General features: G+C 73.0%; 10 protein-coding genes. 5 read left to right on the top strand and 5 right to left on the bottom strand.

Going from position 1 to position 13,499, the window contains the following annotated elements; genetic code table 11:
• Nucleotides 1-111: 111 nt before the first annotated feature.
• Nucleotides 112-1,944 carry a phosphoenolpyruvate carboxykinase (GTP) gene (locus AC0680_RS24455; protein ID WP_478632349.1) on the bottom strand — a complete coding sequence of 611 codons (1,833 nt, stop codon included), beginning with the start codon at nt 1,942-1,944 and terminating at the stop codon, nt 112-114.
• Nucleotides 1,945-2,184: 240 nt separating this feature from the next.
• Here AC0680_RS24455 and trhA point away from each other — a divergent pair, with 240 nt between their 5' ends.
• Together trhA and AC0680_RS24445 are read left to right on the top strand one after the other, a co-directional pair.
• Nucleotides 2,185-2,901: a PAQR family membrane homeostasis protein TrhA gene (gene trhA / locus AC0680_RS24450; RefSeq protein WP_478632347.1), complete on the top strand. Its 717-nt coding sequence runs from the start codon at nt 2,185-2,187 to the stop codon at nt 2,899-2,901.
• A 174-nt stretch (nt 2,902-3,075) separates the two neighbouring features.
• Nucleotides 3,076-3,711 (top strand): TetR/AcrR family transcriptional regulator, encoded by a 636-nt coding sequence (locus AC0680_RS24445; protein WP_478632346.1) that lies wholly within the window; start codon nt 3,076-3,078, stop codon nt 3,709-3,711.
• Here AC0680_RS24445 and AC0680_RS24440 read toward each other — a convergent pair.
• Complete coding sequence (locus tag AC0680_RS24440) at nt 3,701-5,065, bottom strand: amidase (RefSeq protein WP_478632344.1); 1,365 nt, start codon at nt 5,063-5,065, stop codon at nt 3,701-3,703. The genes AC0680_RS24445 and AC0680_RS24440 overlap by 11 nt on opposite strands.
• Nucleotides 5,066-5,130: 65 nt before the next feature.
• Nucleotides 5,131-7,176, bottom strand: a complete 2,046-nt coding sequence (locus tag AC0680_RS24435) for a thioredoxin domain-containing protein (RefSeq protein ID WP_478632341.1) — start codon at nt 7,174-7,176, stop codon at nt 5,131-5,133.
• A 186-nt stretch (nt 7,177-7,362) separates the two neighbouring features.
• On the opposite strand from AC0680_RS24435, the gene AC0680_RS24430 reads away from it, so the two are divergent.
• Nucleotides 7,363-10,635, top strand: coding sequence for a tetratricopeptide repeat protein (locus AC0680_RS24430; protein ID WP_478632338.1), 3,273 nt, complete (start codon nt 7,363-7,365; stop codon nt 10,633-10,635).
• 251 nt (nt 10,636-10,886) lie between these two features.
• Here the strand turns inward: AC0680_RS24430 and AC0680_RS24425 are convergent, their stop codons facing one another.
• Nucleotides 10,887-11,138 (bottom strand): RAMP4 family protein, encoded by a 252-nt coding sequence (locus AC0680_RS24425; protein WP_468985572.1) that lies wholly within the window; start codon nt 11,136-11,138, stop codon nt 10,887-10,889.
• A gap of 4 nt (nt 11,139-11,142) precedes the next feature.
• Complete coding sequence (gene mca / locus AC0680_RS24420) at nt 11,143-12,015, bottom strand: mycothiol conjugate amidase Mca (protein WP_478632336.1); 873 nt, start codon at nt 12,013-12,015, stop codon at nt 11,143-11,145.
• 132 nt (nt 12,016-12,147) lie between these two features.
• On the opposite strand from mca, the gene AC0680_RS24415 reads away from it, so the two are divergent.
• Nucleotides 12,148-12,558 carry a DUF4307 domain-containing protein gene (locus tag AC0680_RS24415; RefSeq protein ID WP_478632334.1) on the top strand — a complete coding sequence of 137 codons (411 nt, stop codon included), beginning with the start codon at nt 12,148-12,150 and terminating at the stop codon, nt 12,556-12,558.
• A 299-nt stretch (nt 12,559-12,857) separates the two neighbouring features.
• Nucleotides 12,858-13,355, top strand: coding sequence for a transcription elongation factor GreA (greA, locus tag AC0680_RS24410; protein WP_384432513.1), 498 nt, complete (start codon nt 12,858-12,860; stop codon nt 13,353-13,355).
• Nucleotides 13,356-13,499: the final 144 nt, after the last annotated feature.

Here is a 13,499-nt window from a genome sequence, read left to right as displayed (position 1 = left end):
CCCTGTACCCCCCCCCCCCCCCCCCCCCCCCCCCCCCCCCCCCCCCCCCCCCCCCCCCCGGCCCCGCACCAGTTCGTGCGGGGCCCCGGCCGGGCGTTGCGTCGGCGCCGGCTACTGCTCCAGCCGCTGGACCAGCGCCCGGTACTCGTCCCACAGCTCCTTGGGCGTGTGGTCGCCGAAGGTGTTGAGGTGGTCGGGGACCAGGGCGGCCTCCTCGCGCCAGATCTCCTTGTCGACGGTGAGCAGGAAGTCCAGGTCGGCGTCGGCCAGTTCGAGGCCCTCGGTGTCCAGGGACCCCTTCGCCGGCAGGATGCCGATCGGGGTCTCGACGCCCTCGGCGCGGCCGTCGAGCCGGTCGACGATCCACTTCAGGACGCGGCTGTTCTCACCGAAGCCCGGCCAGACGAACTTGCCCGCGTCGTTCTTGCGGAACCAGTTCACGTAGTAGATCTTCGGCAGCTTCGACTGGTCCTTGCCGGCACCGACCTTGACCCAGTGGGCCATGTAGTCGCCCATGTTGTAGCCGCAGAACGGCAGCATGGCGAACGGGTCGCGGCGCAGCTCGCCGACCTTGCCCTCGGCGGCGGCGGTCTTCTCGGAGGCCACGTTCGCGCCGAGGAAGACACCGTGGTTCCAGTCGAAGGACTCGGTGACCAGCGGCACGGCCGAGGCGCGGCGGCCGCCGAAGAGGATCGCCGAGATCGGCACGCCCTTGGGGTCCTCCCACTCCGGCGCGATGATCGGGCACTGCGAGGCGGGCACGGTGAAGCGGGCGTTGGGGTGGGCGGCCGGCGTCGCGGACTCCGGCGTCCAGTCGTTGCCCTTCCAGTCGGTGAGGTGGGCCGGGGTCTCCTCCGTCATGCCCTCCCACCAGATGTCGTTGTCGTCGGTCAGGGCGACGTTGGTGAAGACGGAGTTGCCCCACAGCGTCTTCATGGCGTTGGCGTTGGTGTGCTCGCCGGTACCGGGCGCGACGCCGAAGAAGCCGGCCTCGGGGTTGATCGCGTAGAGCCGGCCGTCCTCACCGAACCGCATCCAGGCGATGTCGTCGCCGATCGTCTCGACGGTCCAGCCGGAGATCGTGGGCTCCAGCATGGCGAGGTTGGTCTTGCCGCAGGCGGACGGGAAGGCGGCGGCCACGTACTTCGACTCGCCCTGCGGCGGCGTCAGCTTGAGGATCAGCATGTGCTCGGCGAGCCAGCCCTCGTCGCGGGCCATGACGGAGGCGATGCGCAGGGCGTAGCACTTCTTGCCCAGCAGCGCGTTGCCGCCGTAGCCGGAGCCGTACGACCAGATCTCGCGGGCCTCGGGGAAGTGCGAGATGTACTTGGTGGAGTTGCACGGCCACGGAACGTCCTGCTCGCCCTCGGCCAGCGGCGCTCCCAGGGTGTGCACGGCCTTGACGAAGAAGCCGTCGTCGCCCAGCTCGTCCAGGACCGGCCGGCCCATGCGGGTCATGGTGCGCATGGAGACGGCGACGTACGCGGAGTCGGTGATCTCGACGCCGATCGCGGACAGCTCGGAGCCCAGCGGGCCCATGCAGAACGGGACGACGTACATCGTCCGGCCCTTCATCGAGCCGCGGAAGATGCCGCCCTGGCCCTGCTCACCGGCGAAGATCTCCCGCATCTCGGCGGGGGCCTTCCAGTGGTTGGTCGGGCCGGCGTCCTCCTCCTTCTCGGAGCAGATGAACGTGCGGTCCTCCACCCGCGCGACGTCGGTCGGGTCGGAGGCCGCGTAGTAGGAGTTGGGGCGCTTGATCGGGTCGAGCTTCTTGAACGTGCCCTTGTCGACGAGCTCCTCGCACAGACGCTCGTACTCCGCCTCCGAGCCGTCACACCAGACGACCCGGTCGGGCTGGGTGAGCGCTGCGATCTCGTCGACCCAGGAGATGAGGCCTTGGTGACGGGTCGGAATGGTGGGAGCCGCGTTGTCGCGCGCCACGATCGCTCCTAGATGAGGGTGTGGACGGATATGTGCCCGTTTGTGACGGGATGATCCGCTTCTTTTGGTTGTCTGCCCCTTGGGGGCTGCGACCCGGATGCTTCGCGACCGCTCATCCGGTGCCGACCGCACTCATTTGATCATCCGACCCTAAGAGAGTTCTGTCCAGAGGGCGCATTCGTGACCGTCACCACTTCCGCATGAATCCGTAACTTACGGTGGCGTAGGTAGCATTGCGCCATGACTTCCGCGCCCGACGCCGCCGAGAGCAAGCTCCCCTCCGCGCCGCCCGCGATCGCGGCGGTCACCGCCGCGGCCGCGCCCCTCAAGCCGAAGCTGCGGGGCTGGCTGCACGCCGGAATGTTCCCCGCCGCCCTGCTGTCCGGCGTCATCCTCACCGCCCTCGCCGACAGCCCCCGCGGCCGCCTGGCCTGCGCCATCTACACGCTGACCGCCTGCCTGCTCTTCGGCGTCAGCGCCCTGTACCACCGCGGCAATTGGAGTCCGCGGATGGACGGGGTGCTGCGCCGCCTCGACCACGCCAACATCTTCCTGATCATCGCCGGCACCTACACACCGGTGACGGTGCTGCTGGTGCCCGGATCCCGGGGCCAGGTGCTGCTCTGGGCGATCTGGGCGGCCGCGCTGGCCGGTATCGCCTTCCGCGTCTTCTGGGTCGGCGCGCCCCGCTGGCTCTACACCCCCTGCTACATCGCCATGGGCTGGGCGGCCGTCTTCTTCCTCCCCGACTTCCTGCGCACCGGCGGTATCGCCGTCCTCGTCCTGGTCGTCGTCGGCGGCCTGCTCTACAGCGCCGGCGGCGTCATCTACGGCATCAAGCGCCCCAACCCCTCACCGCGTTGGTTCGGCTTCCACGAGGTCTTCCACTCCCTCACGCTCGCCGCCTTCGTCGTCCACTACGTCGGCATCTCCCTGGTGGCCTACACACACGCCTGACCCGCACTCCCGGGGCGCGCCCGCGGCGCGCCCCGAAAGCCACCACCCTCGGTCACCCAAAGTCGTCACCTCGTCCTCCAGCGTGACATGGGCCACTGACAGTCGGCCGTCGCGCGCCTCGGCTCACGGCCGCCGACATGGCCCGCGCGCACCCGATGCCGGACAATGCCGGGCATGGTCTGCGCACGCACGAACGCCACCGCCCCGCCCCGGACACCGCGGACCGGGCTGCGTGAGCGGAAGAAGGCCAAGACCCGGCAGGCGATCCGGCGGGCCGCCTACCGCCTCTTCGCCGAGCGGGGGTACCAGGCGACCCCCGTCGACCGGATCGCCGAGGCCGCGGACGTCTCGCTGAGCACGGTCTTCCGGTACTTCCCCACCAAGGAGGACCTCGTGCTGACGGACGAGTACGACACCCTGCTGGCGACCGGGATCCGGGCCCGCCCCGCAAACGAGCCGATGGTCGAGTCGATACGGCAGGTCACCGTCGAGGCGCTGGGCAAGATCGCCGCGCAGGAAGGCGCCGAACTCCTCCAGCGCATCCGGCTGATCCGCGACGTGCCCGCCATCCGGGGGCGATCGGCGGAGCAGAGCGCCCGGATCGCCGCGCTGATCAGCGCGGTGCTGGCCGAACGCGCCGGCCGCCCCGCCGACGATCTGGAACTGCGGGTCGTCAGCGCGGCCATCCTGGCCGCGCTCCAGGAGGCGATGCTGAGCTGGGCCGCCCAGAGCCCGACCGCCGACCCCGACGCGCTGATCGCCCTGATCGACCGGACGATGGACGTACTGGCCCGGGGCCTCACGCCGTGAGGCCGGGCGAGCCGAGGACTTGGGGCGCCGCCCCGCTGAGCACGCCCTCGATCCCGGCCGCCGCCGCCAGCAGGTCCTCGTCCGCTCCGAAGCCGCCGACGACCTGCAGGCCGAGCGGCAGCCCGTTGGCGGCGTGACCGGCGGGCAGGCTGAGGGCCGGCAGACCGGCGTTGCTCCAGGGCAGGCACATGATCGAGGTACCGGTGGTGGTGAGGTCGGCGGGCGCGGGGCCGGTGGCGGCCGGGGCGATCCACAGATCGACGCCGGCGGCGCTCCCCTGCGCCGCGAGGCGCTCGCGGAACTCCGCGCGCCGGGCGCGGGCCGCCTCGTAGACGGCCTCCTTGATCGTGTGGCCCTGACGGATGGCGACCGCGGTCTGCTCCCGATAGCGGCCGCCGAAGCGCGCGAACCAGTCGGCGTGGGCCCGGGCGACCTCGTAGCGGTTCATCGTGAACAGCTGCGCCACGACCTGCTCGAAGTCGTCCATCACCGGGACCTCGCGGACCGTGTACCCCGCTGCCCGCAGCAGTTCCCGCTGGTCCTTGAAGGCGTGCAGCGCCTCCTCGCCGGCCCGCTCCAGATAGGGGCCGGCCGGTATGCCCAGCACCGGGCGCCGCCCGCCCGCCTCCGGCCGCGCCCCGCGCCACCCGTCGAGCAGCACCGACGCCGCGAGGGCGACACCCGCCACGTCCGTGGCGTAGCACCCGAGGGTGTCGAAGCTGACGGCGTTGGGGATCACCCCGTCGACCGGGATCCGCCCGTAGGTGGGCTTGAACCCGGTCACGCCGCAGTACGCGGCGGGCCGGATCATCGAGCCGACGGTCTGCGTCCCGATGGCCAGCGGCACCATGCCGGCCGCGACCGCGGCCGCCGAACCACTGCTCGAACCCCCGGGAGTGTGGGCCGGGTTGTGCGGATTGCGGGTCGGTCCGGGCGCCGTGACCGCGAACTCCGCCGTCACGGTCTTGCCCGCGATCAGCGCGCCGGCCGCGCACAGCCGGTCGACGACCGCGGCTTGGGGACCGCCGAGCACCTCGGGCGGCAGCGCCGAGCCGGCCCGGGTCGGCAGGCCGTCGACCCGCACGATGTCCTTGACGCCCACGGGGACGCCATGGAGCGGCGGCCGCCCCGAGGGGGCCGGCGCACCGGCCGGCGCACCGTCCGCCGCCGGCACCCGCGCGGCCGCCGACAGCCGCTTGCGCCGGCCGGGCTCGGGCACGAACGCCCGCACCTGCCGGTCGACGGCGTCGATGCGGTCGCACGTACGGTGCGCCGCGGCGACCGGGTCGTCCGTGCCGGCCCGCAACGCCGCGGCCTCGTGGACAAGGGCACGCCGCCCCAGCAAGGTCATCACTCCGGCAGACTACAACTGCCCACCGACAGCGGCCGGTTGGCGGACGCGCCACCCGGCCGGCGGACTCACCCCCGCAGCCGGTCGCCCAGTTCGTCCGGGTCCGTCGTGGGACGCTCGCAGGTGAAGTGGCGGCAGACGTACGCGGCCGGACCGCCGTCCACCAGGGGGCGGTCCTTGAGCAGCGGCACCTCGCCGGTGTCGTCGGAGCCCGGGGCGCCCAGCGCGACCACCGCTCCCGGGGCGGTGCCGAGCAGCGCGGCGCGGTGCAGCGCGGCGGTGGCCGGATCGCCCTGCGGGCCGACGACCGCGATCTCCCTCGGCCCGTCCAGCGCGGCCTCGGCGACGGCGAGGCCCCAGCCGATGAAGCGCGGGGCGCGGCCGCCGAGCGCGGTGACGATGCCCAGAGCCCGCTCCGCGGCGCCCCGGTGGAGGTCGCTGCCGGTCAGCGCCGCGTACGACAGCAGGGCGCCGGCGGCCGCGGTCCAGCCGGAGGGGGTGGCGTTGTCGGTCGGGTCCTGGGGGCGGCGGATCAGCGCCTCGGCGTCGGCCGCCGTGTCGTACAGCGCGCCGTCCTCGGTGGTGAACTGCAGCAGCACGGTGTCCAGGAAGAAGCCCGCGAACTCCACCCAGACGCCCTCCCCGGTGACCGAGGCGAGGGTGAGGAAGCCCTCGGCGACATCGGCGTAGTCCTCCAGCACCCCGGAGTTGGCGCCGGGGACGCCGTCGCGGGAGGTGCGGTGCAGCCGGGCCTGCCAGTCCATGTGGACACGGACCAGCAGGTCGGCGGCGTCGGTGGCGGCCTGGATCAGGTCCGGGCGGTCGAAGTAGGCGCCGGTCTCGGCGAGCGCGGCGATGGCCAGCCCGTTCCAGGCGGCGACGACCTTGTCGTCCCGCCCGGGGCGGGGGCGCTCGGCGCGGGCCGCCAGCATCCGCTCCTTGACGGCGACCAGCCGTTCGGCGTCCACCAGGCCGTCGGTGTCGGGGAGCTGGAGCACTGAGGCGCCCTCTTCGAAGGTGCCCTCCTCGGTGACGCCGAAATAGGTGGCGGCGAACTCCGCGTCCTTCTCCCCCAGTACGGCCCGCAAGCGCTCCGGGGTCCACACGTAGAACGCGCCCTCGACGTGCCGTCCCGTCCCGTCGTCGCTGTCCGCGTCGAGGGCGGAGGCGAAGCCGCCCTGGTCGGTGCGGAGTTCGCGGACCATGAAGTCGGCGGTCTCCACGGCGATCCGGCGGGCCAGGTCCGAGCCGGTGGCGCGCCACAGGTGGGCGTAGGTCCGGCACAGCAGCGCGTTGTCGTAGAGCATCTTCTCGAAGTGCGGCACCGTCCACGTGGCGTCCACCGCATAGCGCGCGAACCCGCCGCCGAGCTGGTCGTAGATACCGCCGCGGGCCATCGCCTCGCAGGTCGCCTGCACCATCTCCAGGGCCCCCTCGGAGCCGGTGCGGGCGTGGTGGCGGAGCAGGAACTCCAGCGCCATGGACGGCGGGAACTTCGGGGCGCCGCCGAACCCGCCGCGCACCGCGTCGAATTCACGGGTCAGGCCCATCAGCGCGGTGTGCAGCTCCTCGGGGCGCGGCGGCCGACGGTCGGCGGGCAGCGAATCGGTCAGCGACCGCCCGGACAGGTCGGCGACGATCCGCCCGGCGACCTCGCCGACCTCGTCGCGGCGGTCGGCCCAGGCGCTGCGCACCCCTTCCAGGACCTGCCCGAAGGAGGGCATGCCGTGCCGGGGCCGAGGCGGGAAGTACGTGCCGAAGTAGAAGGGCTCGGCGTCGGGGGTGAGGAAGACGGTCATCGGCCAGCCGCCCTGCCCGGTGGCGGCCTGCACGGCCTCCATGTACACGGCGTCGACGTCCGGGCGCTCCTCGCGGTCGACCTTGACCGACACGAAGTGCTCGTTGAGCAGCGCGGCGGTGTCCTGGTCCTCGAAGCTCTCGTGGGCCATGACATGGCACCAGTGGCAGGAGCTGTAGCCGACGCTGAGCAGCACCGGCACGCCGCGCCGCCGGGCCTCCTCGAACGCGTCGGCGGACCACGGCCACCAGTCGACGGGGTTGTCGGCGTGCTGGAGCAGATACGGGGAAGTCTCATGAGCCAGGCGGTTCGGCATGGCTCCATCCTCTCCCAAGGTGACCCGGGGGGTCAGGAGCGGCAGGGGAGAGTGTCCGGCCGGGTCCGGGGTTATCCACAGGTCTGCCGGAATCCGTGCGGACGCGGAAGACTGTGCGTACGGCGAAGATCACCGCCCGGGCGCGGGACCGCCGACGACTGCGGGGACTGCTGGAGGGGGAGAGGCATGTCGGGCTCACCGGCCGCGCTGCGAGCGGACCATCGGGAGGCAGCGCGAGCTCTGTTGACCAGGGCCGTCGAGGAAGAGGTGCGGCGCTCGGACGGACGGCTGGACGCCGGCACGCTGCTCGGCAGAGCGCAGGCGGCGCTGGAGGATGTGGCGGGCAGCGCCGCCGAGGAGTACACCGCGTATGTCCGGGCCCTGGACGAGGCGGCCGCCGGTCAGCCGTCGCTTGCGCAGCGGCTGACCCGCAGGGAGCTGGGCACCCCCGCGGTGGCGACGGCGGTCGCGGCGATGGCGGCGTTCGGCACGGACCTCGCCTACGGCACGGGCGCGGGCGCGGCGCTGGGCGTGGGGGCCGCCGTGGTGGTGGCGGGCGCGGCGGCCACGGTCCTGAAGCTGACCGCGGGCCACTGGCCGGCGGCGCACCGCCAGGCCGGGCTGCGCGGTCAGCCCGGCGGCCCGGAGCAGCTGCGGCTGCAGTGGCTGACGGCGTTGGAGGTACGGGGCGTCCGGCCGTTCCTGGACCAGCAGCGGATGCTGACGGCGGCGGCCGCGGCGGCCCAGCCGGCCGCCGCGGCGAAGGCCGCCCGGGGGCCGCAGCTGCGCGGCGCGGACCGCAGCGCGGCCGCCCGGCAGCGGTCCGTACTGGAGCACTCGTTCTCCCAACTCCCCCGTCCCGACGGCCCGTTCGCCGGGCGGCGGGACGAGCTGACGCGGATCGCGCAGTGGGTGCACGCCGCCCGGGCGAGCACCGAGACCAGGCCGACGGTGGTGGTGCTGCACGGCGAGCCGGGCTCGGGGCGCACCGCGCTGGCGGTACGGGCCGCGCACCAGCTGCGCGATCAGTTCCGCGGCGCCTGCGTGGTGGACCTGCGCGGGGACACCCCCGGTGAGGTGCCGCTGCCGACCCGGGACGCGCTGCTGCATCTGCTCAACCGGCTGGGCGCACCGCGTGAGCAGCTGCTGTTCCGTGAGCGCCCGTCCCAGGAGCAGCACGTCAAGCGGCTCACCGAGCTGTACCACCAGCATCTGACCGGCCTTCCGGTGACGGTCCTGCTGGACGACGCCTCGGACCCCGAGCAGGTGCGCACCTTGATCCCGGACCGCTCCGACAGCCTGGTGCTGGTGACGTCCAGGGCGCCGCTGGAGCTGCCCGGGGACCTTCCGGCGTGGGTGCACCAGCTGCCCGTGGGGCCCCTGGACGCGGCGGGCGCCGAAGAGCTGCTGCGGGCCGCCGCGGCGGACGGAGCGCAGGCGCCGGGCGAGGCGGCCGCGCCCGACTCCCGGGCGGTCGGGGAGATCTCCGCGCTGTGCGCGGGGCTGCCGCTGGCGCTGCGGGTGGCGGGCTCCTCCCTCGGCTCGCGCACGGCCGCCGCGCTGGCCGCGGACCTGGCGGCCCACGACGCGGCCTCCCCGGTGGAGCGGGCGCTGTCGCTGCGCTACGCCGACCAGTCCGAGACGGCCCGGCGGCTGCTGCGCCGGCTGGCGCTGGTGGGCCGGGCGAGCCTGGGGGCGGCGGCCGCGGCGGCGCTGCTGGACGTCGACAACGCCGAGGCGGAGCGGCAGCTGACGACGCTGGCCCGAGCCGGGCTGATCGAGCACGTCCGCGGCGAGCGCTTCCGCCTGCACGCCCTGGTGCACCGCTTCGCCCACGCCCGGCTGCTGGACGAGGAGGACGCCGACGAGCGCGGCGTGGCCCAGGAGCGGCTGATCCGCGGCTATGCGGAGCTGGCCGACTCGGTCATCCGGCTGGTCGACGGCCGTACGTCGACCCGTGCCGACCGCTTCGGCTCGCACGGCTTCACGTCCCTGGACGCCGCCCTGCAGTGGCTGGACGACGAGACCAGCTTCATCACGGCCGCGCTGCGCCACGCCGACCAGGGTGTGGACCAGGCGACGGTCTCCCATCTGCTGGGCGCCCTGGCCGACTACTGCCTGCTGCGCGGCGACCTCTACCGCCTGGGCGAGCTGAGCGAGCTGACCCGGGCGGTCGGCCAGGGGCTGCTGGTCCGCTCGGTGCAGTGGCGTACGGGTGTGGCGGCCCGGCAGCTCGGCGAGCTCGACAAGGCCCGCGCGACCCTGTCCTCGGTGGTCGATCTGTACTTCGAGGCGCAGCATCCGGCGGGCGCCGCCCGCGCGCTGCGCGACCTGGGCATCACGCTCCAGCAGCAGGGCGACCTCGTCGAGGCCGCGGCCAAGCTCCGCGAGGCGCTTTTGCTGCAGTCGGGCCCGGACATGCGCGGCGACCGGGCCTGGACGCTGCACGCCCTGGCGGCGGTGGAGCGGGACCGGGCGCGGATCGCCGACGCCATCGCCATGCTCCGTGAGGCGCTTGAGTTGCACGAGGAGAGCGAGAGTCTGCACGGCCAGGCGTGGGCGCACTTCCAGCTCGGCCAGGTGTATCTGCGGATGGGCGAGGTACCGCGGGCGGAGAGCGCGCTGCACGCCGCGATGGAGCTGTACGGCCGGACGCACGACGAGCGGGGCGAGGCCTGGGCGATGACACAGCTGGCCCGCGCCCGGCTGCTGGACGGCGAGCCCGGGCCCGCGGCGGACCGGTTGCGGCAGGCACTGCCGCTGCACCATCAGCACGAGGACGCCCGCGGTGAGGCCTGGACGATGTACTACCTGGGCCAGGCGCTGGAGGAGCACGGCGAGCACGACGCGGCGCTGCGGCAGCTGGAGCGCTCGCGGACGATGTTCAGCCGGATGCAGGACGGCTACGGCCTGGCCTGCGCCCGGCACCACTCCGGGCGGGTCACCCGCGATCTGCGGGCGGCGCAGACCGGGTCGCTGCGCAACAGCGGCTTCGCCCGCCAGCTGCTGCAGGACGCCCGCAGGGACTTCCAGCGGATCGGGGTGCCGCACGGCGAGGCGTGGTCCTGCCTGGAGCTGGTGATCATCGACGCCGGCAACGGCCGGGCCGGGCAGGCGCTGGAGCTGGCCGACGAGGCGGCCCGGATATTCGCCGGCTACGACGACCGGCGCGGTGCGGACTGGGCGCGGTTCCTGCGCTGCACGCTGCTGCCGTTCGCCTCACCGGGCGGCAGCGTGGTGGGCACGGCCGTCGCCCAGGAGGAGCTGGCGCAGCTGGTGCGGGACGGCCACCCGCTGCGCGACGCGAAGCTGGAGGACTGCGCGGAGGCGTTCGCCCTGCTCCTGGACCGCGGGGTGGAGCCGGAGTCGGGCTGGCAGGCCTGGCGCCTGGGCATGGTGCCCAACCGCCACGCACGCGAGGTCATGGGGGTGCTGGTCACGCCGGGCGTCGTGGAGTGATCCGGGGCGCGGGTCCGGGCCACGCCGAGCCCGCGACGCCCCGCCCGGCTCGCTGCGGCGCCCGGCCGCCGAGGGCGTACGGCCCGGCTCGCTGACCGCTCGGGTCAGCGAGCCGCCGGGGCGGCAGGCCGGCCTGAGCCATTCGGCCGGCCCTCGGCCGTCACCCGGTCCGCGGGGACCGGCGAGCCGGTGCGGGCGGCCGGACGGGCCGTCGCCCGTCGGTCGCGCCGCACACCCGCCGATCCGCCCCCTCAGCCGGTCTTCGGCTCGGCGGCCGTCGAGGCGGCCGAGGCGCGGGTGCCCGCCTCGCCCTCCTCCGGCTGCTCGTCGAAGTCCACCTTCTTCATGTGCTTGTTCATGGACTTCATCAGCAGCCACACGGCGCCGCCGATGACCGCGAAGACGATGAAGCCGAGGACGCCGGGCGTCACCTTGTTCTTGTCGAAGCTGTCGGCAAGGGTGACGAAGTGCGTCAGGGCGAGGGTGCTTGTCGCGCTCATCATGGGCTCAATTGTTGCGGATGCCCGCGAAGAGGTCGTCCTCGGGGAGGGAAGTGTCCACGAGCGACTTCGCGAGCTCGTACTCCTCCGTCGGCCAGACCTCGCGCTGGATGTCCATCGGCACCCGGAACCAGCCGCCGTCGGGGTCGATCTGGGTGGCGTGCGCGATCAGCGCCTTGTCACGGATCTCGAAGAACTCGTCGCAGGGGACGTAGGTGGTCAGCGTGCGCTCACGCTGCTCGAACTGCTTCCAGCGCTCCAGCCACTCGCCGTAGGGCGACTCCATGCCACGCGCCAGCAGCGCCTCGTGCAGCGCGATGGTGCGCGGCTTGTTGAAGCCCTGGTTGTAGTAGAGCTTCTGGGGCTGCCAGGGCGCGCCGGCCTCCGGGTACTTCTCCGGGTCGCCGGCCGCCTCGAAGGCCACCATCGTGATCTTGTGGGTCATGATGTGGTCCGGGTGCGGGTAGCCGCCGTTCTCGTCGTAGGTCGTGATGACCTGCGGCTTGAACTCCCGGATCAGCTTCACCAGCCGCCCGGCCGCCTCCTCGACGTCCTGCAGCGCGAAGCAGCCCTCCGGCAGCGGCGGCAGCGGGTCGCCCTCGGGCAGCCCGGAGTCGACGAAGCCCAGCCACTCCTGCTTGACGCCCAGGATCTCCCGGGCCTCGTCCATCTCCCTCTTGCGCACCTCGTGGATGTGCTCCTCGATGTACGGGTCCCCCTGGAGCTTGGGGTTGAGGATGGAGCCTCGCTCACCGCCTGTGCAGGTGGCGACCAGCACGTCCACCCCCTCGGACACGTACTTGGCCATGGTGGCCGCACCCTTGCTCGACTCGTCGTCGGGGTGGGCGTGGACCGCCATCAAACGCAGCTGCTCAGTCAAGACTCGATCCTCAGGTAAAGGCCGGAGAAGATGCCTCCTATAGTGACCGAAGCGAGGGGGCGCTGTATTCCCTGGGGCGGGGACCCCCCGGGGGTTCCCGGTCGAGGTCCCCGTAGGCCAGGAGGACTGATCATGACCGCGGTGCGCGAAGGGCTCCCCGACGGACGCTACGGCCGCTCCGCGGACCAGCGCGCGGACCGTAAGCTCAAGATCGCCGGCGCGGTGTTCGGCGTCGCGCTGCTGGGCGTGGTCGGCTGGTCGGGCGCCTCCTACATCGCGGGCCAGGACCTCAGCGGCCGCGTGATCACCTGGGACGCGGTGTCCGACCACGCCGTCAAGGTCCATCTCGAGGTCGTCAAGGACGCCGACGCCAAGGGCGTGTGCACCCTGCGCTCGCAGTCCGCGGACGGCGCCGAGGTCGGCCGCAAGGACGTCACCGTCGACCAGCGCACGGACCAGGTGGACACCGAGGTCACGGTGCGTACGACGAAGCGGGCGACCAACGCGGTGCTGGTGGGCTGCACGGCGGCCGGCGACGGCTGAGCGCGCCCAGCACCCGGCGCCCGGCTGAGCGCGCCCGGCGCCCGGCGGGCCGTGACCGCACCGCGACGGTCCGGCGACCGCCCGCGACCACGCCTCCGGCCACGCCCGGCCGCCGCTGCCCGGTAGGCGTGTCGTGACCGCCTCTGATCAGGGATGATGCACAGCTGAGCGGTCACTGTGAATTTCCTCTTCCCCGTTTTGTGCCGGAATTGTTAGGCTCGTGGTTTCGCCCACCCGTGAAGGCGCAAACCTTCCTGGTAGGGCGTTTGATTTATCCCCAGTACCGACGAGGAGCACCTGTGACCCAGACCAGCGAGAACGTCACCTGGCTGACCCAGGAGGCGTATGACCAGCTCAAGGCCGAGCTGGAGCACCTGTCTGGTCCCGCACGCGCCGAGATCACCGAGAAGATCGCGGCGGCCCGCGAGGAAGGTGACCTGAAGGAGAACGCCGGGTACCACGCGGCCAAGGAAGAGCAGGGCAAGCAGGAGCTTCGCGTCCGCCAGCTGACCCAGCTGCTGCAGACCGCGAAGGTCGGCGAGGCCCCCGCCGCGACCGGCGTGGTCGCTCCCGGCATGGTCGTCACCATCGCGTTCGACGGGGACCCCGACGACACGCTGTCGTTCCTTCTGGCCTCGCGGGAGTACGCGAGCTCGGACATCGAGACCTACTCCCCGCAGTCGCCGCTGGGCACGGGCGTGAACGGCAAGAAGGTGGGCGCCGACGCGGAGTACGAGCTCCCCAACGGCAAGAAGGCGAGCGTGCGGATCCTCGACGCCAAGCCGTACAGCGGCTGAGTTCCGCGGCACTCACGGACAGTGCCGAAGCGGGGGGGGGGGGGGGGGGGCGGGGGGGGTCGTTCTCTCTTCTTTCCTTGTTCTCCCCGCCTGGTCCCCCTCCCCCCCTTTTTTTTCCCAGGAGCCCCCCGCCTCTTCCCCCCA

Source organism: Streptomyces sp. NPDC043738, assembly GCF_056436545.1.
Note: the sequence above shows the minus strand (reverse complement) of the source record. Positions and strands in the feature narration are given on the sequence as shown.